General features: G+C 67.6%; 16 protein-coding genes, 1 tRNA gene and 1 other RNA gene. 7 read left to right on the top strand and 11 right to left on the bottom strand.

Features of this window, described 5'->3' with window-relative positions; genetic code table 11:
• Positions 1-2 precede the first annotated feature (2 nt).
• From O0J15_RS13145 to O0J15_RS13135, 3 genes are read left to right on the top strand one after another with little or no spacing between them, the layout of a single operon-like run.
• The gene (locus O0J15_RS13145) at positions 3-926 is read left to right on the top strand and encodes a DUF58 domain-containing protein (RefSeq protein WP_032955142.1); all 924 of its coding nucleotides are present in this window, start codon (positions 3-5) and stop codon (positions 924-926) included.
• A complete protein-coding gene (locus tag O0J15_RS13140; RefSeq protein ID WP_308305774.1) occupies positions 919-2,868 on the top strand; it encodes a DUF3488 and transglutaminase-like domain-containing protein in 1,950 nt (649 codons plus the stop codon). Before O0J15_RS13145 ends, O0J15_RS13140 begins: the two co-directional genes overlap by 8 nt.
• Positions 2,865-3,392, top strand: a complete 528-nt coding sequence (locus O0J15_RS13135; protein ID WP_019659507.1) for a Slp family lipoprotein — start codon at positions 2,865-2,867, stop codon at positions 3,390-3,392. The genes O0J15_RS13140 and O0J15_RS13135 overlap by 4 nt, the downstream gene beginning before the upstream one ends.
• A 76-nt stretch (positions 3,393-3,468) precedes the next feature.
• Here O0J15_RS13135 and O0J15_RS13130 read toward each other — a convergent pair whose 3' ends face one another.
• The 4 genes from O0J15_RS13130 to dnaX form a co-directional block, all read right to left on the bottom strand.
• Positions 3,469-3,828, bottom strand: a complete 360-nt coding sequence (locus tag O0J15_RS13130; RefSeq protein WP_005408300.1) for a histidine triad nucleotide-binding protein — start codon at positions 3,826-3,828, stop codon at positions 3,469-3,471.
• Between the two features lie 67 nt (positions 3,829-3,895).
• Positions 3,896-4,495, bottom strand: coding sequence for a recombination mediator RecR (gene recR, locus O0J15_RS13125; protein WP_019659508.1), 600 nt, complete (start codon positions 4,493-4,495; stop codon positions 3,896-3,898).
• Positions 4,496-4,606: 111 nt separating this feature from the next.
• Positions 4,607-4,927, bottom strand: coding sequence for a YbaB/EbfC family nucleoid-associated protein (locus O0J15_RS13120; protein ID WP_019659509.1), 321 nt, complete (start codon positions 4,925-4,927; stop codon positions 4,607-4,609).
• A 6-nt stretch (positions 4,928-4,933) separates the two neighbouring features.
• Positions 4,934-6,982: a DNA polymerase III subunit gamma/tau gene (gene dnaX / locus O0J15_RS13115; protein WP_308305773.1), complete on the bottom strand. Its 2,049-nt coding sequence runs from the start codon at positions 6,980-6,982 to the stop codon at positions 4,934-4,936.
• Between the two features lie 143 nt (positions 6,983-7,125).
• On the opposite strand from dnaX, the gene O0J15_RS13110 reads away from it, so the two are divergent.
• A tRNA-Ser gene (locus O0J15_RS13110) sits at positions 7,126-7,218 on the top strand.
• 336 nt (positions 7,219-7,554) lie between these two features.
• On the opposite strand, the gene O0J15_RS13105 is transcribed toward O0J15_RS13110, so the two are convergent.
• Positions 7,555-7,929: a DUF3592 domain-containing protein gene (locus O0J15_RS13105; protein ID WP_021204514.1), complete on the bottom strand. Its 375-nt coding sequence runs from the start codon at positions 7,927-7,929 to the stop codon at positions 7,555-7,557.
• Between the two features lie 352 nt (positions 7,930-8,281).
• Between O0J15_RS13105 and O0J15_RS13100 the strand changes: the two genes are divergently transcribed.
• The gene (locus O0J15_RS13100) at positions 8,282-8,725 is read left to right on the top strand and encodes a GNAT family N-acetyltransferase (RefSeq protein WP_308305772.1); all 444 of its coding nucleotides are present in this window, start codon (positions 8,282-8,284) and stop codon (positions 8,723-8,725) included.
• Between the two features lie 56 nt (positions 8,726-8,781).
• Here O0J15_RS13100 and O0J15_RS13095 read toward each other — a convergent pair whose 3' ends face one another.
• Both O0J15_RS13095 and sugE read right to left on the bottom strand, forming a co-directional pair.
• Entirely contained in the window at positions 8,782-19,683 is a 10,902-nt protein-coding gene (locus O0J15_RS13095) for an autotransporter-associated beta strand repeat-containing protein (RefSeq protein WP_308305771.1), read from the bottom strand.
• Positions 19,684-20,041: 358 nt separating this feature from the next.
• Entirely contained in the window at positions 20,042-20,359 is a 318-nt protein-coding gene (gene sugE / locus O0J15_RS13090; protein ID WP_005415486.1) for a quaternary ammonium compound efflux SMR transporter SugE, read from the bottom strand.
• Positions 20,360-20,661: 302 nt separating this feature from the next.
• Between sugE and ffs the strand changes: the two genes are divergently transcribed.
• Positions 20,662-20,758: signal recognition particle sRNA small type (ffs, locus tag O0J15_RS13085), an RNA gene on the top strand.
• Positions 20,759-20,835: 77 nt separating this feature from the next.
• Here ffs and O0J15_RS13080 read toward each other — a convergent pair.
• The 3 genes from O0J15_RS13080 to O0J15_RS13070 are packed head-to-tail and all read right to left on the bottom strand — an operon-like array spanning position 20,836 to position 22,738.
• The gene (locus O0J15_RS13080; protein ID WP_111097838.1) at positions 20,836-21,225 is read right to left on the bottom strand and encodes a DUF4440 domain-containing protein; all 390 of its coding nucleotides are present in this window, start codon (positions 21,223-21,225) and stop codon (positions 20,836-20,838) included.
• On the bottom strand, positions 21,222-21,989 hold the full coding sequence (locus tag O0J15_RS13075) for an MBL fold metallo-hydrolase (protein ID WP_134730203.1): 768 nt from the start codon (positions 21,987-21,989) through the stop codon (positions 21,222-21,224). The genes O0J15_RS13080 and O0J15_RS13075 overlap by 4 nt, the downstream gene beginning before the upstream one ends.
• Positions 21,989-22,738: a 3-deoxy-D-manno-octulosonic acid kinase gene (locus O0J15_RS13070; protein ID WP_021204519.1), complete on the bottom strand. Its 750-nt coding sequence runs from the start codon at positions 22,736-22,738 to the stop codon at positions 21,989-21,991. Before O0J15_RS13070 ends, O0J15_RS13075 begins: the two co-directional genes overlap by 1 nt.
• A 20-nt stretch (positions 22,739-22,758) precedes the next feature.
• Between O0J15_RS13070 and O0J15_RS13065 the strand changes: the two genes are divergently transcribed.
• The gene (locus tag O0J15_RS13065) at positions 22,759-23,805 is read left to right on the top strand and encodes a glycosyltransferase family 9 protein (RefSeq protein ID WP_111097840.1); all 1,047 of its coding nucleotides are present in this window, start codon (positions 22,759-22,761) and stop codon (positions 23,803-23,805) included.
• Positions 23,806-23,823: 18 nt separating this feature from the next.
• On the opposite strand, the gene O0J15_RS13060 is transcribed toward O0J15_RS13065, so the two are convergent.
• Positions 23,824-24,228, bottom strand: coding sequence for a DUF6165 family protein (locus O0J15_RS13060; protein ID WP_019659518.1), 405 nt, complete (start codon positions 24,226-24,228; stop codon positions 23,824-23,826).
• Positions 24,229-24,610 lie beyond the last annotated feature (382 nt).

Genomic DNA, 24,610 nt, shown 5'->3' with positions numbered 1-24,610 from the left:
GCATGCAGCTGCTGGCTCGGCCGCGCAGGCCCGAAGCCTTGCCGAAGCGACTGGATCGCCATCGCATCTATGTGCTGCCCACCCGCTTCGGCCTGTTCGTTGCAATCCTGCTGGCAGCCATGCTGCTGGGCGCGCTGAACTACAACAACAATCCCGCCCTGCTGCTGGCCCTGCTGCTGGCGGCAGCGGCAATCGCCAGTGCCATTGCCGCGCATCTCCAGTTGTCCGGCGTACAGATCGACGCGATCTCCGCCGAGCCGGTACCGGCCGGGCAACCCTTGCGCCTGCGCGTGGACCTCTCTCTGCGGGATCCGCGTGCGCGGCACGGTCTTCATCTCCAGCTGGGCGACAGCCAGGCCTGGACCTCGCTGCCTGCACACGGCCGTGGTGAAGTGGAACTGGAGGTTCCCAGCGAACGCCGGGGCTGGCTGGAGCTTCCACGTATCCGCCTGTCCACGACCCAGCCCCTGGGCCTGGTGCGGGCGTGGTCGTGGGTGTGGCCGGAACAGCCGCTGCTGGTCTACCCACTGGCCGAAGCCCTGGCGCCTGCACTGCCGGAGAGCGGCAGCGATCCGCTGCATACCCGTGCCCACGCCAGCGGCGAGGAACTGCATCAGCTGCGCCCCTACCGGGCGGGCGATGCGCCGCGCAGCATTTCCTGGAAGCACTCGGCACGCCGCGACAGCCTGCTGGTGCGCGAGTACGAAAAACCGGTCGGCATCGAAGTAGTCCTCGACTGGCGCGCATTGGCGCCGCTGGGCCAAGAAGCACGCATCGCTCGATTGGCGCGCTGGGTGGATGTAGCCGAGCGCGAGGGCCGCCGCTACACCCTGTTGCTGCCTGCACACCCGCCGTTCGGGCCCGGACAGGGCGCCAGCCACCACCACCTGTGCCTGCGCGCGCTGGCGCTGATGCCGCATGACTGAGACCCCGGAGCTGCTCGACCGCAACGCCCGCAACTGGACCCTGGCCAGCGCGGCGCTGGCTCTGTTGCCGCTGCTGCTGCAGCTGCCGCCACTGCTGGCGGGCGTGATCGCGCTGGCGGCGATTTTCACCGCCGCCCTGTCGCGGCGGACAGTGCTGCCGATGCCGGTGCGCCTGCTGCTGGTGCTGGCCATGCTCGGCGCCATCGTCTGGCAGATGGGCATGGTGCGCCCAGGACGCGACACCGGTTGCGCGCTGCTGGCCGCGATGCTGGCGATCAAGTCCAGCGAGCTGCGCAGCCTGCGTGATGCCCGCAGTCTGCTCGGCTTTGCGCTGTTCTCGCCCTTTGCAGCATTCCTGCTCGACCAGGGGCCGCTGACAACAGCACTGGCCGCGCTGGCCGGGGTCAGCGCACTGCTCGCCCTGCAACGCCTGGCCCAGGATGAAGGCCATGCTGGCCGCCTGCCGTTGCGCGGGCAGCTGCGTGGTGTCGGCCGCCTGCTGGCGATCGGCCTGCCGCTGGCATTGGCCTGCTTCTGGCTGTTCCCGCGCCTTGCCACGCCACTGTGGGGCGTTCCCGAGCGCGCCGTGGGTACACCGGGGCTGTCCGACAGCATGGAACCCGGCCAGTGGCTGGACCTGATGGCCGACGACACCCCGGCGTTGCGCGTGCAGTTCTTCGGTGCCCCACCCGAGCCGGCGCAGCGCTACTGGCGCGGCCCTGTACTGACCGCCTTCGATGGACGGCGCTGGACACGCGAGCCTGCGAGCGCGCGGCGACCTGCTGCGGTGGTTGAAGCCGGTACACAGGGCTGGGATTACCAGATCGACTACGAGCCGACTGACCGCCGCCAGCTTGTGGCGCTGGACCTGCCCAGCGGTGCGCCTGCGGGCAGCATGCTGGATGCGGACATGAGCCTGCGCAGCGAGCGCCCGCTGGCCTCGCTCAGCCGCTGGCGATTGCATTCGGCCCCTCCACGGCAGTTCGACAGCACGCTGTCGCCCCTTCTGCGCCGCGCGACGCTGCAGCTGCCGGCCGGCTTCAACCCGCGCACCGCCACCCTGGCCCAGCAATGGCGACAGGACACCGGCGGTGATGACGAGGCCATCGTGCGCCGCGCGCTGCAGTGGATCACCACGGATTTCTCGTACACGCTGGATACCCCGGCGGCGGGGCGCGACCCGATCGACGAGTTCCTGTTCGGCTACAAGGCCGGCTTCTGTGAACACTTCAGCTCGGCTTTCGTGGTGCTGATGCGCAACGCGGGTGTACCCGCGCGGGTGGTGACCGGTTTCGCCGGCGGCACCCGCAACCGCATCGGCGACTACTGGGTGGTGCGGCGGATGGATGCCCACGCCTGGGCCGAGGTGTGGCTGCCGCAGCGCGGCTGGGTACGGGTAGACCCGACGGCGGCCGTGGCACCGGAACGCATCCTGGACACGCTGGACGACCGCCTGCAGGCCGGCACGGACACACCACTGCGACAGCGGTGGCTGCAGCTGGGCCAGATGGGGGATTGGCTGCGCCGCGGCTGGAACGATCTGGTGCTGTCCTTCGATGCGCGCCGCCAGCAGCAACTGCTCAAGCCTTTCGGGCTGGACGATCTGGGTCCCGGGCAGCTGGTCGCCGGCTTCGTCGTGGCCGCCCTGCTGGCACTGGCGTGGATGGCCTGGCTGCTGGCCCGCGGCGAGCGCGAACGCGACCCGCTGCTGCGCGCCTGGCATCGCCTCGGGCGACGCTACGCCCGCCTCGGCCTGGCCCGAGAACCGCACGAAACCGCACTGCACTGGGCACAGCGGGTTCACCGGCAGCGACCCGACCCCACCCTGCTCGCGCTCAGCCAGCGTTTCGCCGACGCGCGCTACGCTGGAACTTGCAACGACCTCGCCTCATTATTGCGGGACCTGCGCAGGCATCGCCCGACTTCCGGAGCCTCCCCATGAACACCAAGTTCCTCCTCACCGCTGTGGCCACGCTGGCCCTGTCGGCCTGCGCCACGGCCCCGAAGCCGCTGCAGGGACAGTTCAGCCTGGTCTCTCCTCGCGACTCGGTCGCTACCCAGCAGGTCGGCACGCCGGTCCGTTGGGGCGGTCGCATCATCGAAACCAAGCCTGGCCAGGGCGAGACCTGCTTCCAGATCATCTCGCGCCCGCTCAATGGCAGTGGCCGCCCGAACACCACCTCGTCCGATGCCAGCGACGGCCGCTTCATCGCCTGCCGTGCCGGCTTCTACGACCCGGCGGTGTTCGAGGCCGGTCGTGACGTCACCTTCATCGGCAAGATCGACGGCTACCAGAACACCCGCATCGGCGAGTACGACTATCGCCTGCCGAAGCTGGCGGCCGATGTCATCTACCTGTGGCCGGAACAGCGCCAGGTCGATGTGGTGCCCTACCCCTATGGCCCGTGGGGTCCGGGTCCGTGGGGCCCTTACTGGGGCGGCTATGGCCGCTGGGGCTGGTGGTGATCGCCACCGCACAGGCATGACGGAAAGGCCGCCCTCGGGCGGCCTTTTTCATCCACGCATGGCGTGGACAGGGGCTTCAACGCCCAGGCGCACCGAAATGCCCCAGCGGTGCCCCCGCCAGCAGGTGCATATGGATATGGAACACGGTCTGCCCGGCATGCTCACGGCAGTTCATCACGATGCGGTAGCCGTCCTGCGCGAAGCCCTCGCGGCGCGCGTACTCGGCAGCGGCCAGGGCCAGTTTGCCGATCAGGTGCGCCTGCGAGGGCTGCAGGTCATCCAGGGTCGGAATGATCTCGTTCTTCGGGATGAACAGCACATGCACCGGCGCCTGCGGTGCGATGTCCTTGAAGCCCAGCACCTCGTCATCCTCGTAGACGATGGTGGCCGGGATCTCACGACGGATGATCTTGCTGAAAAGGGTTTCGTTGCTCATGGTCGGCCTCGGCGGAGATGTCTCCCGCATTGTAGGCCGCCCACGCCCGGCCACGTCCGGCCGTTGCTCAATCGCGGAATTCGCTGCGCGTACCGAACGCGTGCGACAGCGTGCCACGATCAACGTATTCGAGCTCGCCGCCCAGCGGCAGGCCCTGCGCCAGGCGGCTGGGCTGTACCTTGCGTGCGCGCGCCAGCTGCGCCAGGTAATGCGCGGTGGCCTCGCCCTCGACAGTGGCGCTGGTGGCGATGATCAGCTCCTGCACCTCGCCTTCGGCCAGCCGTCGCTCCAGCTGCTCCAGGCCCAGTTCGCGCGGGCCGACGCCATCGAGCGGCGACAGTCGCCCCTGCAGCACGAAATAGACACCGCGGAAGCCGGTGGCGTTTTCGATGGCCAGGCGGTCGGCCGGCGATTCGACTACGCACAGCTGGCTGCGCTCGCGGCTGCCGTTGGCACAGGTCGGGCACAGCTCGGTTTCGCTGAAATCGCGGCACTGCGCACAGTGGCCGATGCGCTCCACCGCCAGCGCCAGTATCTGGGCCAGGCGCTGGCCACCTTCGCGCTCGCGCTCTAGCAGGTGGTAGGCCATGCGCTGCGCCGTCTTCTGGCCCACGCCAGGCAGCACCCGCAGCGCGTCGATCAATTGTTCAAGCAGGGGTGCGGACACGGCGGTGTGCTTTGATGGCGTCGAGCAAGCTCGACAGCTACGTGTAGAGTCGAGCCATGCTCGACTGAGGGTTGCAGCGGGCGCCTGCAGCAGCAGGCGCCCCGCCAAGAATCAGAACGGCAGCTTCATGCCCGGCGGCAACTGCATGCCAGCGGTGGCCGAACCCATCTTCGACTTCGACTCGGCATCGATCTTGTTCGAAGCATCGTTGAAGGCGGCGGCGATCAGGTCTTCCAGCATCTCCGGGTCGCTGGTCAGCGACGGGTCGATGCGCACCTTGCGGCATTCCTTGGCGCCGGTCAGGGTCACGCTGACCATGCCGCCACCGGCACTGCCGGTCACTTCGATCCTTGCGATTTCTTCCTGGGCCTTCTGCAGGTTCTCCTGCATCTTCTGGGCCTGCTGCATCAGTTGGGCGATGTTGCCGCGCATAGTCTCTTACTCGTCAAAAGAACGGATGGAATCGGAAACAACCCGGGCACCGTGCTGTTGGATCAGCACCTGCACCTCCGGATCGTCCATGAAAACAGCCTCTGCCACCTGCTGCCGCTCACTACGCTGGCGGTCGGCACGCTGATGCAGGGTCTCGGCCGGAACGTGCTCGATCTCCACGGTCTCGACCACGATCTTCGGGGCCTGGCCAAGGGCTTTCTCCAGCATCTCGCCCAGGGCGGCCAGCGCACGCTCAGAGCGCAGGTACTCAAATCCGGGCGAAAGGCCCAGTTTCAAGGTCCCGTGCTGGCAACTGATGAAGGCAGCGTTGGCCGCCAGCTGCCGCGACGGGCCGCTGAGGCCGCTGTTGGCCACCAGATCCAGCCAGTCCTCGGCCGTGGCCAGGTCGCTGACACCTTCCAGCGGCGCGGTCCCCTGCACTGACGCGGGCTCGGCCGGCGCGATGGCAATGCCTTCAGTGCGGAACGGGCGCTCGGGCGGTGCAGGCTCGCTGGGAGCCACGACGGGAGCCGGCGGCTCATGCCAGGGCGCGACCATGGCGGCGTCTGGCCCCGCCATCTCGGCCGCCAGCGCCTCGTCACGCGCCTCGGTTTCGTCGGTGGCCCACGGCGGCAGGTCGTCGCCCGCTTCCGCTTCAGCAGCCGGTGGAGCGGCCTCGGCCTTCATCGGCGGCGGCTGCACAGGCTCTTCCACCGGAACCGGCTCGGGCTCCGGCGTCGGGTCCGGTTCGGGTTGCGGGGCCGGCTCGGGTTCGGGTTCAGGTTCGCGCGGCGCGGCCTGCACCGGAGCGGCCACCTGCGCCACCACGGCCGGGCTTGCCGAAGCGGCGGCAGTCGCCGGCATCGCTTCGTGGGTACCCGCACCGGTGCCACCACCGGCAGCATTGCCACCCGGCGCATTGCCTGCACCATCCACCGACTTCGGTACCGGCGGGACTGCTACGGCCGGGCGAAATGCCAGCATCCGCAGCACGGTCATTTCGAAACCTGCGCGCGGGCTCGGCGCCAACGGCAGGTCGCGCCGGCCATTCAGGGCCATCTGGTACCAGAGCTGCACCACTTCCGGGCGCAGGCGCTCGGCGAATGCGACGGCGTCCAGGCCTTCGGCAGCGGCCGCACCCGGTACCAGCTGCTGCACCTGGATGCGGTGCAGGCCTTCGGCCAGCGCTTCCAGCACGCCACTCCAGTCCGGTGAGAATTCGGCCAGCGCGGCCACCACCTGCAGCAGGCGCGGGCCATCGCCCTCGGCCAGCGCATCGAGCATCGCCGCCACCTGGGTGCGATCGACCGTGCCCAGCATGGTGCGCACCACGTCCTCGCGCAGCGCGCCGCCGGCATAGGCGATCGCCTGGTCCAGCAGCGACAGGCCGTCGCGCAGGCTGCCGTCAGCGGCCTTGGCCAGCTGTACGATGGCACTGCCATCTGCCTCGATCTCTTCTGCCGCCAGGATGCGCGTCATCTGGCCCTGGATCTGATCCTCGTCCAGGCGCTTGAGGTTGAACTGCAGGCAGCGGCTGAGCACGGTGACCGGCAGCTTCTGCGGGTCGGTGGTGGCCAGCAGGAACTTCACGTGCTCCGGCGGTTCTTCCAGCGTCTTCAGCAGCGCATTGAACGCCGCCTTGGACAGCATGTGCACTTCGTCGATCAGGTAGACCTTGTACTTGCCGCGCGACGGCATGTACTGCGCGTTCTCGATCACCTCGCGCACGTCATCCACGCCGGTGTTGGACGCGGCATCGATTTCCAGCAGGTCGATGTAGCGGCCGGCGTCGATGTCCAGGCAGGCCGCGCACTGGCCGCACGGGTCGGCGCTGGTGCCCTGCTCACAGTTCAGCGACTTGGCGAAGATGCGCGCGATGGTGGTCTTGCCCACGCCGCGGGTACCGGTGAACAGGAACGCGTGGTGGACACGGCCGCTGTCCAACGCGTTGCTGAGCGCACGGACCACGTGTTCCTGGCCCACCAGCTCGGCAAAACGCTTCGGACGCCACTTGCGGGCAAGGACGAGGTAGGACATCAGGCCACCGTTTTCCATCGGATGTTCCATTGTGCCATGCCTGTCCAGCCCCCTCGCCAACAATGCGCCCGGATGCGTCCGTGATCTGGGCGCTTGTGTCCGGCCGCGCCGCCCGCTAGAATCTGCGCCCCTGCTGAGGCGTTTGCCGGTGGCAGGGATCCGGAGAGGTGTCCGAGTGGTTGAAGGAGCACGCCTGGAAAGTGTGTAAGCGTCTAAACCGCGCTTCGGGGGTTCGAATCCCCCTCTCTCCGCCAGACAAACGCAAAAGGGCCGCCCACAGGGTGGCCCTTTTGCGTTTGTCTGGCAGATGGGATGGGTGGTGAGAAGCCCCACCGGGGTTCGACGGTTCTGCAGGAGCAGAACCGGACAGCCGCAGGCTGGTCCCGGGGCGCAACGCGCATCGGGATCGGGTGCAGGGATGCACCCGACAATCCCCCTCTCTCCGCCAGATAAATGAAGAAGCCGCCCAGTGGGCGGCCTTTTTTATTTTGGCTGGCGGCAATCGCCGCAGGCACTACCGGACTGAACAGGCGCTGCCGCCGTGGCCGGTCCAACGGCCCGCCCGCCGACGGCGCGCGATCGGCCGCGAGTCATCTGCGCCGGAGCAGTCCCCGCACGCAGGCGCCGACGAACGCCAGCCCCAGCAGCACCCACACGACCGTCATTCCCCACAACGCACCGAACGTATCCAGGACCGGCTCCAGCCGCAGTCGCGCCGGGTCGTACAGCACGCGTACCGGCTGCCCAGGCTCATAGCCGAAAATCATGCCGCCCTGCGGGTACGAGATGCGTTGGCCGGTCGCGGTGGTGAACGCGACCTGCGGATGCGATCCGCCGGCGTTCAGGCGCTCGACCTGGCCATCAACGGCCTGCGCGACCTCCAGGAACTCAAGACGATGCGTCACCTCGAGGGCGGCCACGGCAAGGCTCAACAGGCCCACCGCGCCAAACAGCAGACCGCGCATGAGCTGGGCAGTCCGGGAAAGAGAAGGGTCGGGCGTCACTGGGCAGCTCCGTTGCAGGCAGGAAGACGAATGGGGCCGGCGGATCCTGCCGCGCGGTCAGTCCCATGTGTCGAAAGCATAGCCCGGAAGCCGCCGCGCCCCGCTGCACGCCATCGCGGCCGCATGCGCCTCGCCATTGCCCGCGAACGACGCACCCGCCTGGTACAGGCGCCTGCGTCCCGAGCACGGTCATTCGAGTGGGGAAAAGTCACCTGGAAAAGGATCGGCATCGCTCCATGTACCCTGGGACGCTTCGCCCCCTCCCAACGTCTGGACGGTTGAAATGCAGCCGGACAACTCCATGGCATTTCCCATGAACCTCCGCCTCTACCGCCCCGCCGACGCCAGCGCCTGCCTGTCGATGTTCGACAGCAACGTGCCCACCTATTTCGCGCCCGAAGAGCGCAGCGACTTTGAACGCTTCCTGCGCGAGCAGGCCATGGACTGTGCATTCCAGGTGATCGAGCGCGATGGCAGCATCTTGGCCTGTGGCGGCCTGTCGCGACGCGGCGACGGCAGTGCCGGCTTCTGCTGGGGCATGGTGCAGCGCGCGCTGCACCGGCAGGGACTGGGCCGCGAACTGGCGCTGGCACGCCTGCGCCAGGCCGAAGCGGATCCGTCGATCAAGCGCATCACGCTCAGTACCAGCCAGCACACCCAGGGCTTCTATGCCGGGCTGGGCTTCCAGGTGACGCGGATCGTGTCCAATGGCCACGGCGCCGGGATCGACGCCGTGGAGATGGAGCGGGGGGTCTAGCCCTCCGCCCCGCCCCGGATCCACGCAAGCCTGGATCCAACATCGCCGCACTTCCCTCAGAAGCCCACGCGCAGGTTGATCTGCCCACCCACGTCGCGGCGGCCATCGCCATGCTGGCCCTGCACGAACATCGACAGCTGGCTGTTGCGGCCGAGGCCGACCGCCACGCCCAGCTGGCTGACCAGCGCATTGCGCGCCATCACCGCACTGTAGACATCGAAGGCATTGCCGCCCACCGCGAAGCGATTGCGGCTGGCCACATCGGTGTCACCCGAGGCGTGCTGCCAGCCGAGGCCGACCGTCAGCTGTGCCGGGAAGCGCTCGCCGCTGCCCACGTCCCAGCGCCCACGCACGCCCACGGTGCTGACATTGAGCGTGTCCTTGCCGCCTTCCAGCGCCAGCGCAGCAGTGCCGCCCTGCTCCACTGCGCGATCGCTGTCGACCCAGTGCTTGGTGAACTGCACGTACGGCTGCAGCTGGGTCCTGCCATGGGACCAGGTCCAGCTGCCCTCCACCTGCGCGATGGTCACATCCGAGTCCTGGCGGCTGTACAGGGTCTGGCCCAGCAGCGGCACCTCACGCGTGGTGCGCGTGCGGTAGTCGCCGCGCGATACGCTGCCACCGACCGCGAAACCGTTGTTCCACTGGCCCTGTGCATACAGGCCGAACGTGTGGCCACGCAGGCGGGCCCGCGAACTGCGATCGTACAGGCGCGTATCCAGCCGCTCGTTGCCTGCGGCCGCACCCAGCACCACGTGCTCGCCCAGCTGCCAGTCCACGCCCGCCATCAGCGCATTGCGGTTGGAGCGGATGTCATCGCCGTTGCCGTCACCGTCCTGGCGGAACACCTTGCCACTCCCGGCCAGCCAGGCCGAGGCTCGCTCACCACGCACGGTCGGCAGCTCACTGCCCAGGCGCTGGCGGATACCCTCCTCCAGGTAGTTGTCGTACAGCAGCACCGCGCGGCTGGCCGCATGCACTTCACCCGAAAGCTGGTCGAACGCCGCGCGCGCAGTGCCCGCGTCATACATCAGCAGGGTGTTGTACAGGCCCAGCGCCGGGCCGCTCTGCGGCAGGCTGTCCAGCGCTGCGGCAGTGTTGTACTGGTTGCGCGTCGTCGCTGCGGTGGTGAATGCTGCGGTCTGCGCCACGTCTATCTGCAGGTTGGCGGTGTTGGCGGTATAGACCGGCGTAATCGTCAGGAAGGCCGACGGCGAGGTTGCCGAAGCGAACTGCCCGCTCACGCCACCACCTGCATTGACCACCGTGTACTGCTGGCCCTGCTGGTAGCTGGTGCTCGGCGAAATGGTGTTCACCCGCACCGTGCTGCCACTCACGTTTGCACTACCGCCCACCTGCACCGTGTCGCTGCCGGTGGCACCCAGGTCGATGCCCAGCGTGCTGCCCGGCGACAGGGTCAGATTGCCGCCCACCGTAATGGTGCCGGCGCCATTGCCCGCACCGCCGCTGTTGCCTGGACCATTGCCCGGCGACAGCACGCCGCCGCTGGACACCGTCACGCCGCCACCCGTGCCACCGATGGTCCCGGTACCGGACAGCGTGGTACCGCTGCCGATGGTCCACTGGCCACCGATGTTGCCGGTGACATTCAGGCCACCGCCGGTGACCTGGCCGGTGCCGCTGAAGCCGCCGCTGTTGCCGCCCAGGTTCAGGCCGCCCGGGCCTGCCTGCACGATGCTGCCACCACCGCTGATGGTGCCGCCCAGCGTGGTGGTGCCGCCGGTGTTGATGACCAGGCCACCATTGTTGGTGATATTGCCGGTGATCGAGCCGCTGGCGCCGCCATTGCCGACCTGCACGGTGCCGCCGGCATTGATGGTGGTGCCGCCGGTGTAGGTGTTGTTGCCGGTCAGGACCACGGTGCCGGTGCCGGCCTGGGTCAGGCCACCGTTGCCGCTGATGGTGCCGCCCACCGTGGTGTTGCCGCCGACGTTGAACACCAGGCTGCCGTTGTTGGCAACGTTGCCGGTGATCGCACCGCTCGCGCCACCGTTGCCGACCTGCAGCGTGCCGCCGGTGTTGATGGTGGTGCCGCCGGTATAGGTGTTGTTACCGGTCAGGACCACGGTGCCGGTGCCGGCCTGGGTCAGGCCGCCGCTGCCGCTGATGGCACCGCCGACGGTGGTGTTGCCACCCACGTTGAACACCAGGCTGCCGTTGTTGACGACGCTGCCGCCGATGGCACCGGTCGCCCCGCCATTGCCGACCTGCAGGGTGCCACCGGCATTGATGGTGGTCTGGCCGGTATAGGTGTTGTTGCCGTTCAGGGTCAGCGTGCCGCTGCCGGCCTGGGTCAGGCCGCCACTGCCACTGATGGTGCCATTCAGCGTGGTATTGCCCGCCACATTGGAGAGCAGCGTGCCATTGTTGGTGACGTCGCCGACGATCGAGCCCGTCGCACCGCCGTTGCCCAGCTGCAGCGTACCGCCGGCGTTGATGGTGGTACCGCCGGTATAGGTGTTGGTACCGGTCAGCAGCAACGTCCCGCTGCCGGCCTGGGTCAGGCCGCCGCTGCCGCTGATGGTGCCGCCCAGCGCGGTGTTGCCGCCCACGTTGGAGATCAACGCGCCATCGTTGGTGATGTCGCCAGCGATGGAGCCGGTTGCCCCGCCGTTGCCGACCTGCAGCGTGCCACCGGCATTGATGGTGGTGCCGCCGGTGTAGGTGTTGTTGCCAACCAGGGTCAACACGCCAGCGCCGGCCTGGATCAGCGTGCCACTGCCACTGATCGCGCCATCGACTGTGGTGTTGCCACCGACGTTGAACACCAGGCTGCCGTTGTTGGCAACGTTGCCGGTGATCGCGCCGGTCGCACCGCCATTGCCCACCTGCAGCGTGCCACCGGCATTGATGGTGGTGCCGCCGGTATAGGTGTTGTTGCCGGTCAGGGTCAGCGTGCCGCTGCCGGCCTGGGTCAGGCCACCGGCGCCGCTGATGGTGCCGCCCAGCGTGGTGTTGCCGGCCACGTTGGATACCAGCGCGCCGTTGTTGGTGATGTCACCCACGATCGCGCCGGTTGCACCGCCGTTGCCCACCTGCAATGTGCCACCGGCATTGATGGTGGTACCGCCTGTGTAGGTGTTGTTGCCGGTCAGCACCAGCGTACCGCTGCCGGCCTGGGTCAGGCTGCCACTGCCGCTGACCACACCGCCCACGGTTGCCGTGGTGCCGAGGTTGTAGACCAGGCTGCCGTCGTTGGTGATGTCGCCCAGCACCGAGCCGGTGCTGCCACCGTTGCCGATCTGCAGCGTGCTGCCACCGTTGATGGTGGTGCCACCGGTGTAGGTGTTGTCACCGCTCAGGGTCAGCGTGCCGGTACCACTCTGCACCAGGCCACCGGTGCCGCCGATCACGCCGGCGAACGTGGTGCTGGCGTTGTTGCCGCCGGTGGTCAGCGTTGCACCGCCCAGCGCCACCGTACTGCCGGTAACACCGGCCAGGCCACCGATGCTCTGGTTGCCACCGGCACTGATGTCCAGCGTACCGGTGCCGGCCAGGTTCACCGTGCTGGCGTCGGACAGGCTGCCGCCCGCGCCCACCGCCAGCGTGCCGCTGTTGATGGTGGTGGTGCCGGTGTAGCTGCTGGCGCCGGCCAGGGTCAGCGTGGCCGCACCGTCCTTGGTCAGGCCGCCTGCACCGGAGACCGCACCGGCCAGCGTCAGGTCGTTGTTGCCCAGCACATCAAGCGTGGCACCGGCGCCGAGTGCAACGTTGTTGGCCAGGGTCACCGCCGCGTTGGCATCCAGCGAACCGTTCCCGGCCACGTTCAACGCACCCGTACCGAGCGCGGCATTGTTGCCGACCACCAGCCCGCCGGCATTGAGGGTGACGCCGCCGCTGAAGGTGTTCGCACCGCCCAGCGTCTGCACGCCAGCGCCGTCCTTGATCAGCGCTCCCGTGCCGCCGATGGTGCCGTCGAACGTGGTGTTGCCGACGCCGCCGAGAGTCAGCGTGTTGCCACCCAGCGCCACACTCGAACCCGCCACGCCCGCCAGCGAGCCGATGCTCTGGTTGCCGCCTGCGGAGATATCGAACGCGGTACCCGCATTGGCGAGGGTGACCGCACCGGTCGCCGCCAGGCTGCCGCCGGCACCGATCGCCAGCGTGCCGGCATTGATGGTGGTGCCGCCGGTGAAGGTGTTGGTACCGGTCAGGGTTTCGGTGCCGGTGCCTTCCTTGATCAGGCCGCCGGTGCCGGCAATCGAACCACCGAACGTGCCGTTGCTGGCATCGCCGATGGTCAGCGTGTTCGCGCCCAGATTCACCGTACCGTTGCCGATCAGCGTGCCGAACACCTGCGTACCCGCACCGGCCGACAGATCGAAGGTCGCGCCGGTGGCCAGGTTGACGGTGCCACTGGCAAGCAGGCTCGCGCCCGCGCCCAGCGCCAGCGTACCGGCGTTGATGTTGGTGCCACCGGAATAGGTGTTGGTGCCGTTCAAGGTCAGTGTGGTCAGGCCCTCCTTGGTGAGGAACCCGGTGCCGCTGAGATTGCCGTTGAGTGTCAGATCGTTGCTGCCCAGCACGGTCAGGCCGGCATTGAGAACGAAGTTGTTGCCCAGCGTGATCGCGCTGTTGGAATCGAGCGAGGCATTGCCACCCACGGTCACCGTACCCGTGCCAAGCGAGGAATTGTTGCCGACCACCAGGCCACCGGCGTTGAGCGTGACGCCACCGCTGAAGGCATTGGCACCATTCAGCGTCTGCACGCCGGCGCCGTTCTTGATCAGGCCGCCACTGCCGCTGATCACGCCGTTGTAGGTGCTGTCGGCGACGCCGCCGAGGGTCAGCGTGTTGCCGCCCAGCGCCACTGTGCTGCCGGCCACGCCGGCCAGCGAACCAATGCTCTGGCTGCCACCGCCGGAGATGTCCAGCGTGCCGGCACCGGCCAGATTCACCGCGCCGGTGGACGCCAGGCTGCCTCCGGCACCGATGGCCAGCGTGCCGTTGTTGATGGTGGTGCCGCCGGAATAGGTGTTGGCACCGGTCAGGGTCACCGTGGCTGCGCCGTCCTTCACCAGACCACCGGCACCGCTGATGATGCCGTCCAGGGTCAGCCCATTGCTGCCGAGCAGGGTGAGGTTGTTGCCGGCAGAGAGGTTGATGGCGTTGCCGAGGGTGACTGCCAGGCTGCTGTCCAGCGTCGCGTCGGCCCCCACGTCCAGCGCCCCCGTACCCAGCGCGCTGTTGTTGCCGACCACCAGGCCTCCACCGTTCAAGGCCAGACCACCACTGAACAGGTTGGCGCCGCCCAGGGTGAGGATACCCACGCCGTTCTTGACCAGCGCACCGGTGCCGGAAATCGAACCGTCGAAGGTGCTGCTGTCGGCGCCGCCGAGGATCAGCGAGTTGGCGCCGAGGCTGACCAGGGAGCCGGTCACGCCAGACAGTGAACCAATCGTCTGGTTGGCACCGGAACCCGAAATGTCGAAGCCCGCGCCGGCGGCGGCGACGTTCACCGCTCCGGACGAGGACAGACTGCCGCCGAGACCGATCGCCAGCGTGCCGGCGTTGATGGTGGTGCCGCCGGTGTAGGTATTGGTGCCGGTCAGTGTCTCGATACCGCTACCGACCTTGGTCAGGCTACCGGTGCCGGCGATCGAACCGCTGAAGGTGCCGTTGGCGGCGCTGCCCACTTCGATGTTGTTGGCGCCCAGGTTGACCGTGCCGTTGCCAACCAGCGTGCCGAACACCTGCGTGCCGTTGCCGGCCGACAGGTCCAGCGTGGCGCCGGTGGCGAGATTGACGGTGCCGCTTGCGGCCAGGCTGGCCCCGGCGCCGAGTGCCAGCGTGCCGGCGTTGACGTTGGTACCGCCGGTGTAGGTGTTGGCGCCGTTCAAGGTCAGCATCGCAGTGCCGTTCTTGGTCAGGCTGCCGGCACCGGAGAGCACACCGTTGAGGGTAAGCGCGCTGGTGCCCAGCACCGTCAGCCCGGCGTTGAGCACCACGTTGTTGGCCAGCGTCGCCAGCGCGGTGGTATCCAGCGTGGTCGCCCCACCGACGGTGAGCACGCCGGTACCCAGCGCGGCATCATTGCCGAGCACCAGGCCGCCGGCATCGAGCGAGACGCCGCCGCCGAAGGTATTGGCACCGGACAGGGTCTGCACCCCGGCGCCGACCTTCACCAGCCCGCCACCACCACTGATCACGCCATCGAAGGCCCCGTTGGTCGCGGTGCCGAATGTCAGCGAATTGCCCCCCAGCGCCAGTGTGGTTCCGAGCACGCCGTTGAGCGCACCGATGGTCTGGTTGCCGGTCGCGCCGGAGATATCGAAGCCCGCGCCGGCATTACCGAGCGTGAGGTCGCCAGCGGCAGCCAGACTGCCCCCCACGCCCAGCGCCAGCGTGCCGGCGTTGATGGTGGTGCCACCGCTGTAAGTGTTGGCGCCGTCCAGTGTCAGCGTGGCGGTGCCGTTCTTGATCAGGCTGCCATTGCCGGACACGATGCCGCCCAGGGTCAGCGCATTGCTGCCCGCTACGGTCAGCGCCACGCCCGAGCCAAGGTTCACCGCGTTGCCCAGCGTCACCGCGGTGCCGGCATCCAGCGAAGCACTGTTGTTCACCGCCAGCGTGCCGGAACCCAGCGCCCCGTTGGCGCCCACCACCAGGCTGCCGCCGTTCAAGGTCAGGCCGCCATCGAACGTGTTGGTGTTGTTGAGCGTCAGCAGACCCGTACCGTTCTTGACCAGGCTGCCGTTGCCAGCCACCACGCCGCCGAGGGTGACATCATTGGTGCCGCCCAGCGTCAGTTGCGTACCGGCACCAAAGTTCACCGCGTTGGCCAGGTTCAGCGCCACGGTACTGTCCAGCGTGGTGGTGCCACCGATGCCCAGCGGACCCGTGCCGAGCGCACTGGCGTCGCCGAGAATCAGGCCGCCCGCGTTGAGCGCAAGGCCACCGCTGAACGTGTTGGCGCCGGACAGCGTCTGCACGCCCGTACCGGTCTTGATCAGGCCACCGGTACCGTCGATCACGCCGGCAAAACTGCCATCGGCGGCACCGCCGAAGGTGAGTGACTGCGCGCCAAGCAGCAGCTGGCTGCCTGCCACGCCGTTCAGTGCGCCGATGGTCTGCGCTGCACCCGCTGCGGAGATGTCCAGTGCCGCACCGGCGCCCGCAAGATCCACTGCACCGGTTGCGGCAAGACTGCCGCCCGCTCCCAGCGCCAGCGTGCCTGCGTTGATGGTCGTGCCACCGTTGTAGGTATTGGCGCCAGACAACGTCAGCCGCGCCGTACCGTCCTTGATCAGCCCGCCAACACCGAATACCGGGCCGGCGAGCGTCAGGTCATTGCTGCCCAGCACCGTGAGGTTGGCGCCGGCGGCGAGGCCTATGTTGTTGGTCACGGTGAGCGCCGATGCTGCATCCAGCGAAGCGTTGCCGCCCACGTCCAGCTGGCCGGTACCCAATGCCTGCGCATTGCCCAGCTGCAGCAGGCCCGCGTTGAGGCCAACACCCCCGCTGAAGGTGTTGGCTCCGTTCAACGCCAGTGTCGCCGCACCGTTCTTGACCAGGCCGCCAGTGCCGCTGATGACACCGCCCAGCGACACGTCCTGGCTGCCCAGCAGATCCAGCACCGCGCCTGCACCGAGGTTGACGTCGTTGGCGAGATTCAGGGCCACCGAACTGTCCAGCGTGGTATCGGCCCCCACCGACAATGCACCGGTGCCCAGCGCGCCGGCGTTGCCCAGCAGCAGGCCGCCGCCGTTGACGGTCAGTCCCCCACCGAAGCTGTTGGCGCCATTGAGGGTCAAGGTGGTGGCACCGTTCTTCACCAGCCTGCCCGCACCGGACACCACCCCACCCAGCGTGATCGCCTGCGAACCCGGCAGCGACAACGCGGCGCCTGCACCCAGTGCCACGTTGTTGCTCAGGTTCAGCGGCGCACTGCCGTCGAGCGAGACGTTGCCACCGATGCCCAGTGTCCCCGTACCGAGCGCGCCGCTGTTGCCCAGCAGCAGGCTGCCCGCGTTTGCGTTCAGTCCACCGCTGAAGGTGTTGGTTCCGTTCAAGGTCAGTGTCGAGGCGCCGTTCTTGACCAGGCTGCCGGTGCCCGTGATGTTGCCGGCCAGGGCCAGGTTCTGGCTACCCGGCAGGGTCAGGGCCGCGCCGAGGTTGATCGCACTGCCCAGGTTCAACGCTGCCGTGGCATCCAGCGACCCGTTGCCACTGACCGTCAGCGCGCCGCTTCCCAGCGCACCGGCGTTGCCCAGCACCAGCCCACCGGCCGCAAGATTCACCCCACCGCTGAAGGTATTGGCACCGGTCAGCGTCTGCACGCCGGTACCCTGCTTGATCAGCCCACCGGTGCCGCCGATCACGCCGGCGAAGGTCTGGTTGGTGGCATCACCGAAGGTGAGCGTGCTGCTGCCCAGCGTCACCGTGCTGCCGGCAATACCGGACAGCGCGCCGATGGTCTGGTTGCCGCCGAGCGAGATGTCCAGGTCCGCGCCAACGCCGGTCAGGCTGACCGCACCGCCGGCGGCCAGGCTTCCGCCGCTGCCCACCGCAACCTTGCCGGCATTGATCGCCAGGCCGCCGATGAAGGTATTTGCGCCACCCAGCGTAAGCGTGGCCGCACCGTTCTTGACCAGGCTGCCGGTGCCACCGATGGCGCCGCCCAGCGTCAATGCATTGCTGCCCAGTACATTCAGCAGGCCACCTGCGCCGAGGTTGATGCCGTTGCCCACGCTCAGCGCCGCGCTGGCATCGAGCGTTGTCGGACCGCCGACATTCAGCGCGCCGGTTCCGAGCGCGCCGGCATTGCCCAGGACCAAGCCACCGGCATTGAGCGCCAGCCCACCACCAAAGGTATTTGCACCGTTGAGCGTCAGCGTGGTCGCACCACTCTTGACCAGGCTGCCGGTGCCACCGATCACGCCGTTGAACGTCAACGCCTGGTTGCCGAGCAGATTGAGGCTGGCACCCGAACCGAGGTTGACCGCGTTGCCCAGTGCAAGCGCCCCCGTGGTTCCATCGAGCGTCACGTCGCCGCCGACACTGAGCGCACCGCTGCCCAGCGCAGCAGCATTGCCCAGCAGCAGGCCGCCGCCGTTGAGTGCCACGCCGCCACTGAGGTTGTTCACGCCCGACAAGGTCTGCACGCCGGTGCCCAGCTTGACCAGGCCACCCGTGCCTGCGGCGAACGTGCCGCTGTAGCTGGTATCGCCCAGCCCCGCGAGGGTGAGCGTGTGGCTGCCTAGGTTGACCGAACCGCCGAGGCCCGCCAGCGAACCGATGGTCTGGTTGGCGGCCGCCGAAAGATCCAGGCTGGTGCCGACGCCCAGCGTGATCGCGCCGGTGGGCGACAGGCTACCGCCCGCGCCCAAGGCCAACGCGCCCCCGGCCAGGTTGAAGCTGCCGCTCAGCGAATTGGCACCGTTCAGGGTCAGCGTGCCCGCACCGTTCTTGGTCACGTTGCCGGCACCGGAAATCGAGCCACTCAATGTCAGCGCATTGCTGCCCAGCAGGTTCAGCGAGCCCCCGCCATTGACCACCAGGTTGTTGCCCAGGTTGAAGCCCGCCGTCGTGTCCAGCGAGGCGCTGCCACCGACGGTCAGATTGCCGCTGCCGAGTGCACCGGCATTGCCCAGCAGCAGGCCGCCGGCATTGAGGTTGACGCCACCGGAGAACAGGTTTGCGCCGCCGAGAGTAACGATGCCGGTGTTGTTGACCGTCAGTCCGCCAGCACCTGAAAGCACGCCATTCAAGCCGAACGCATTGGTCCCGGCCAGGGATAGATTGCCGCCGAGGCTGAAAGCGTTGGCCAGATTCAGACCGGCCGTGGAGGATGCGATGGCACCGCCGTTGGCGGTGAACAGCCCTGTGCCGAAGGAACCGGCATTGTTGAAATTGACCAAGCCATCATTGAGCGTGGTCGCACCTGCACCCGCCCACGCACCCTGCAGGTTCCAGGTGCCGCTGTTGACGGTGAGCTTCTGGAAATTGAGGTACTGGTTCCAGCCCAGCGTGGTCACCGCTCCGCCGGTGCCGGCCCCCGGACCGCTGACGACGTTCTGCAACACCAGCGTGTTGTTGGCCGCACCACTGCCGGTGCCGGCGTCGACCGATCCCGCAGCCGCAACCTTCACCCCGGTGACACCGGTAATCACGCCTGCAAGAGCGCTGCCGCCGCCGCTCACAACGCTGGAACCCGACACTGCGGTGAAGGTGTTGCCGCCGGTTGAATCACCCAGGTGAACGCTGCCACTGACCGCCCCCGCATTGAGGAACGTATTACCGCCAGAAGCACCCAGACCGACACGCCCGTCGATGGTGCCGGTGTTGGTCACATTGGCTGCCGCACCACCGTACGTCACCACGGTAGTCGCGTCGGAAACGCTGCCTGCGCCGATCAACGACGTGCTGATCAGGCCGGCGTTGTTGATGGTGGTGGTGCCGTTGACATTCTGTGCCACCAGCGCCTGTCCACCGAAGCCCAGCAGCGTTGCGATGTTGACGACACCCTTGATCTGTCCGCTGGCATTGTTGTTGACGACGATCGCGCTGTTGTTGGCAGAAGCATTGCCGATGACCAGGCCGGGCGAGGCGAGGATGATCGAGCTCGGATCGATCGTGCCATTGTTGTTGACCGTCACGTTGTCGCCGGTCAGCGTTGCTGCGTTGCCGCCACCTACGATCGGCGGCGTACGCAGCAATGCACCCGCGTCGATGTTCAGCGTGAGGCCGTTGGTCGCGTTGGAGTAGTTGTTGATGTTGGTGCTGCTGTCGCAGTTTACGGTTGTGGTGCCCGTGCACGCTGCGAATGCCGGTCCGCTGGCCAGTGCGGCGGCCAAAGCCGCCGCCAGCTGGTGCGCCCGCAATCGCGGCACCCGCCCTGCGCTGACCGCGCTTCCGCCGGGATTGCCGGCGATCTCCGAAGCAACCTGCATTACCCCAAGGGCACGATTGAAAACCAGACGGTAAATGCGGTTCATCGGTAAATCTCCATGAAAAGACCGGATGGCACAGCTGGCAGGTTTTTTGGAGACAATGCGGCCCACCCCGGCTCCCGATGCGGGAACAAGGTTCGAGGGCATTAACTCCTGAAAATCTTCACATCTTCACGCGGTCGCACCCGGTGACAGGTACGACAGCGTGTCCCTCAAGGCGAAAACTCCCCGGTTTCGCCCGACGAATGGCGGCACTGTGCGACCGGCGGTGCCAGCGGCATGTGAATCACGCTCGTTATTTTCATGACGTACGTCAAATAAAACGGGCGGACAAAATGGTCTTGCCGAAAATGCATATACCTGCCGAAAGCGGAGATTCCCTTCCCCGCCTTAAGTAAATCATTCAGCTGCTGGAGAGTTTCATCAGCACCAGTCCGGAAACGATCAGCACCGCTGCACCGATCCGCATCGGGCTGACCTGCTCGCCCAGGAACACGATGCCGACCACGAATGCACCAACCGCGCCGATGCCGGTCCAGATTGTGTAGGCAGTGCCCAGCGGCAGGCTGCGCATGGCTACTGCGAGCAGCCAGAAGCTGGCGATCATGCCGATGATCGTGACTACGGTGGGGGTGAGCCTGGTGAAGCCTTCGGACTGCTTCATGGACACGGCCCAGACGATTTCCAGCAGGCCGGCGAACAACAGATAGATCCAGGCCATGACAGCCCTCCTCTTGGTAGGGCCAGGCCGTCCTGGTCAGTGGTTCCCGATGTGGGGGAGGCCGTTCCTCCTGGCCGGCATTGTAGCAACGCCGGTCGCGCCGGGCCCTTGCCAGCAGACGCGGGTTACAGCCGATTCAGTGCACGAAGCTGGCGTCGATGTACCTGCCTGCGCTATAGTTGCCGTCTGCCATCGGTCAGCCGATGTGCAGTCCGGCTGTGGTCTCCGGCGCGTCGCGCGCTGCTTCCCCTGATCGGTGAACACCGGCCGCCCCTTGGGCGGCCAACGTCTCTATGGTGGCCCCGTCGGCCCCTCGCGACGCTAGGTCGAAAATCCCGCCAGGGCCGGAAGGCAGCAACGGTATCGATCGACGCGGGCGCCGAGGTCAGCCGGCGGGGCCATCGCCTTTTCGGGCGCCCCACGGCCCTGGTAGCCGCCAATCTTGATTGGCGCCCCTCGCCGGGCATGGCCCACCGCTACCGGGCCTGCGGCGTTCCCTGATGGAACACCACGCGCCACCCCTGCGCATGCCGACGCCACAGCGAACTGCGCAGCACCCAGCGTTGCGCCTGGCCATCGACGTGATGGCGGCTGCGGTAGCGCACCTGGGCCAGGCCCCGGGCCAGCAACCACACGGCGTACTGTTCCGATTCAATCAGCACCTGCGCGCGCTCCAACGGGATCTCCAGCAACGCGGCATCACGACCGTAGCATTGTCCGGAACTGCCGATCTCGCTGAAATCCTCGTCCAGCAGGGCCGAAAGGGCCTGGCGGTCACCCCGCACCTGCGGCGCATGCAGCGCGCGTTCCAGCGCCTCCAGTTCGGCGGCCAACGCTGCGTCCGCAGGCTGGCCCACGTCGATCACGCCGGATCCTGCGCCAGTACGTGCGGCGCGGTCGGGCTGGCCAGGGGCACGCACTGCCCCGGCTGCGCAACACGGTGCCCCCGCGCCGCCAGCGCCTGGCCATCGGCCACGCTGGCATAGTGGTAAAGCATCATCCGCGCCCGCAGCTCGGCGCTGTACTCACGCTCCAGATCGTCCACGCCGGTGTGCGACGGATTGCCGTGCAGGCCGCAGTCGTGGGCGATCAGCTCGTTGTCATTGGCGAAGCGGGCCAGCATCTCCGGAATCGGCCGGGTATCGCCGCTCCAGGTCAGCGCGCCCTGCAGGCGCAGGCCATAGGCCGTCTCCGGCCAGTGGTGGCGCACTGGGAACACCTCCAGGCGCACTCCCTCGTGCCAGAACGCATCGCCCACCACGATCAGCTGGAAGGCATCCCAGAAGTTCGCACCGCCCTCGGCCAGCACGTTCGGATAGTCACCGATGCGCTGGTGCAGCAGCGGCACCACCGTGGCCGGCACATACAGGCGCACCTTGCCGCGCCGCTGCGCATTGAAGAAGGTGTCCACGAACAGCCGTTCGAAGCCTGCCACGTGGTCAAGGTGCACATGGGTCACGAACAACGCCTGCGGCATGTGGCCGTAGTGCGCCTTGAAAGCGGTCAGCCCTTCACCACCACAATCAATGGTCAGCCACGGACGCCCATCCCGCTCGATCACCGACATCGGCGACCCCAGCTCGACCGCCGACGCATTGCCGACGCCGAGGAAACGCAACGACCAATCCATCAGGTGCCCCGGTTCCAGGCCATGTCATAGGCACGGCGCAGCCGCGCGTAGTCCTTCTGCACATCTTCCACGCTGCGCTCGCCGCGCAACTTGATCAGCGAGCGCAGCAGGCGCTTGAGGTTGCGTTCGCGCCAGGCGGTGGCCGGAATGCGGATCACCCCACGGTCGAAGTCGATCAGCCAGCCATGGCCGTTGCCATCGAACAGGATGTTGTGCGCGTTGAGGTCGGCATGGTCCAGGCCGGCACGATGGAAGCGGGCGATCAGCCGCCCCGTCTCCTCCCAGGGCGCGCCCCGGCCGGCGACCAGGGCGCGGTCGGCCAGCGAGCGCACGCCCTCGATCCGCTCCATCAGGATCGCGGCCCGGTAGCGCAGGCCCTCGCGCATGTAGAACGCGGCGATCGGCCGTGGCACCGGCAGCTTCTTCTCGCGCAGCGCGCGCATCAGCCGGAATTCGGCGAAGCTGCGGGTCCGGTCCGAACCGCGCCACAGGTACTGGTCGTGGCTGAGCTTCGCGGCCAGGCCGCCCCGCAGGTAGTGCCGCAGCACGCTGGCCCCGAACGGCGCATCGACGAACCAGGCGCTGCCGCGGCCGCCCTCGCCCACCGGCCGGGCCCTGCTGCCCCAGTGCTGGGGCGAGAACAGGCCGATGTCGGCTTGCCGCAGCCGCTCGCGGTCGAACAGAATGGCCCCGATGCCGCGACCCTCGCGGCATGGCGTCAGCGCTTCATTGGCGTCGAATGCGACCATTTCATTGAGTCTAACAACACATGGCATCAGCGTCCTCCTCCTTGTGCCTGCTGCGCCTGTCCGCACTCGGCGACGTCACCCACGTGGTGCCCCTGGTGCGCACCCTGCAGGCTGCGCGCCCGGACACGCCGATCCACTGGATCATCGACAAGGTTGGCCACAAGCTGCTTGACGGCCTGCCCGGTGTCACCTTCCATGCCTACGACAAGAAGAGCGGCATGGCTGGGGTCAAGGAACTGCGCAGGCAACTGCCACCGGGGCGCTTCGAGGCGCTTCTGCAGATGCAGGTCGCATTCCGCGCCAACCTGCTGTCAGCCTTCATTCCGGCCGAGCGCCGCATCGGCTACGACCGCAGCCGCTCCAAGGACCTGCACGGGCTCTTCATCAACGAGCGCATTCCTGACCGCCCCGGCATCCATGTACTGGATGCCATCGGCAGCTTCTGCGAACCGCTGGGCCTGCGCCAGACCGAAGTCAGCTGGGATCTGGCCGTGCCGCCCTCCGCCTTCGAGTGGGCCGCCGCGCAGTGGCAGGACGATGGCCGCCCGGTGCTGATGATCTCGCCCTGCTCCAGCCACGTGCGGCGCAACTGGTATGCGGACCGCTATGCAGCGGTGGCCAACCACGCCGCACAGCGCGGTTGGCGGGTGGTGCTGTGCGGTGGCCGCAGCGAACTGGAGCGCCACATGGCCGATGCGATCCAGGCGCAGCTGCAGACGCCGGCACTGGACCTGGTCGGCAAGGACACGTTGAAGCAGCTGCCTGCCCTGCTGGCCCGCGCCAATCTGGTGATGACCCCGGACTCGGGCCCGATGCACATCGCCAACGCGATGGGCGCCAAAGTGCTGGGCCTGCATGCAGCCAGCAATCCGGACCGCAGTGGCCCGTACTCGGACCGCCGCTACTGCGTGGACCGCTACGATGATGCCGCGCGCAAGTACCTGGCCAAGCAGGCGACGGACCTGAAGTGGGGCACCAAGATCGAATTCGACGATGTGATGGAACTGATCACCGTGGAAGACGGTATCGCTGCGTTCGAACGCTACGTCGCCGACCACCTGGGGTGATCGGCAGCCTGCCCGGGTTTACGTGCGCTGCGCGTAATCCTGGTAGGACTTCTCTTCCACGTACGCCGAGCCCAGCGCCAGGTTGATCGCCTTCTTGATGCGCGCGCGCTCGTCGTTGCGCAGGTAGACACTGCGCGCCAGGTCGATGAAGCCCTGGTCGAACGCCTGCACCTTCTCCTTCAGGCGGATGTCGTCCTCGATGTCCCACAGCTGCTCGTTGACCGCCTTCAGCTCGGCACGCAGCTTGGCGATGTCCTTCACCGCGGCCGGGTGTGCCATCCAGGTCTGCTCCAGCGCCGACAGCTCCTTGCGCACATTGGCCAGCTTGCCCTCGTCGCTGATGCGCTCGGACTTGATCTGCAGGATCGAGATCTTGTCCAGCAGCTCGCCGAAGGAAACGGGGACGAGGATTTCAGCGGTCATCGGGAAAAGCTCCAGCAGGTGATGCGTACATGTTAACCCGCAGCGTCCGCACGGATATCCCGGGTAGATCCACGCCATGCGTGGATGAGCCTGCCAGCAGGAACAGCATCCACGCACCGCGCGGATCTCCCGTGATCCATCTGGAGGAACAAGCCCCTCTGTTGAGGGGCTGCCCCGACAGGGGCGGGGAGAGGCCGGCAAAGGGAGGGGCCCACGCGTTGCGCAGCAACGTGTGGGCGACGCGCAGAGCGCGTCGCGTCCCGCGCCAGATCAGTACAGGGTCACTACGGCGGGATGCCCGCCGCGCATCCACGCACCGCGCGGATCTCCCGTGATCCATCTGGAGGAACAAGCCCCTCTGTTGAGGGGCTGCCCCGACAGG

It is taken from the genome of Stenotrophomonas sp. Sm10, assembly GCF_030985515.1.
Lineage (GTDB): Bacteria > Pseudomonadota > Gammaproteobacteria > Xanthomonadales > Xanthomonadaceae > Stenotrophomonas > Stenotrophomonas hibiscicola.
Note: the sequence above shows the minus strand (reverse complement) of the source record. Positions and strands in the feature narration are given on the sequence as shown.

Excerpts from the sequence above, each read along its gene's own strand:
- O0J15_RS13145 (WP_032955142.1), top strand. The coding sequence starts at position 3 with ATGCAGCTGCTGGCTCGGCCGCGCAGGCCCGAAGCCTTGCCGAAGCGA.
- O0J15_RS13140 (WP_308305774.1), top strand. The coding sequence starts at position 919 with ATGACTGAGACCCCGGAGCTGCTCGACCGCAACGCCCGCAACTGGACC.
- O0J15_RS13135 (WP_019659507.1), top strand. The coding sequence starts at position 2,865 with ATGAACACCAAGTTCCTCCTCACCGCTGTGGCCACGCTGGCCCTGTCG.
- O0J15_RS13130 (WP_005408300.1), bottom strand. The coding sequence starts at position 3,828 with ATGAGCAACGAAACCCTTTTCAGCAAGATCATCCGTCGTGAGATCCCG.
- O0J15_RS13120 (WP_019659509.1), bottom strand. The coding sequence starts at position 4,927 with ATGCGCGGCAACATCGCCCAACTGATGCAGCAGGCCCAGAAGATGCAG.
- dnaX (WP_308305773.1), bottom strand. The coding sequence starts at position 6,982 with ATGGAAAACGGTGGCCTGATGTCCTACCTCGTCCTTGCCCGCAAGTGG.
- O0J15_RS13105 (WP_021204514.1), bottom strand. The coding sequence starts at position 7,929 with ATGCGCGGTCTGCTGTTTGGCGCGGTGGGCCTGTTGAGCCTTGCCGTG.
- O0J15_RS13100 (WP_308305772.1), top strand. The coding sequence starts at position 8,282 with ATGAACCTCCGCCTCTACCGCCCCGCCGACGCCAGCGCCTGCCTGTCG.
- O0J15_RS13095 (WP_308305771.1), bottom strand. The coding sequence starts at position 19,683 with ATGAACCGCATTTACCGTCTGGTTTTCAATCGTGCCCTTGGGGTAATG.
- sugE (WP_005415486.1), bottom strand. The coding sequence starts at position 20,359 with ATGGCCTGGATCTATCTGTTGTTCGCCGGCCTGCTGGAAATCGTCTGG.
- O0J15_RS13075 (WP_134730203.1), bottom strand. The coding sequence starts at position 21,989 with ATGGATTGGTCGTTGCGTTTCCTCGGCGTCGGCAATGCGTCGGCGGTC.
- O0J15_RS13070 (WP_021204519.1), bottom strand. The coding sequence starts at position 22,738 with ATGGTCGCATTCGACGCCAATGAAGCGCTGACGCCATGCCGCGAGGGT.
- O0J15_RS13065 (WP_111097840.1), top strand. The coding sequence starts at position 22,759 with ATGGCATCAGCGTCCTCCTCCTTGTGCCTGCTGCGCCTGTCCGCACTC.
- O0J15_RS13060 (WP_019659518.1), bottom strand. The coding sequence starts at position 24,228 with ATGACCGCTGAAATCCTCGTCCCCGTTTCCTTCGGCGAGCTGCTGGAC.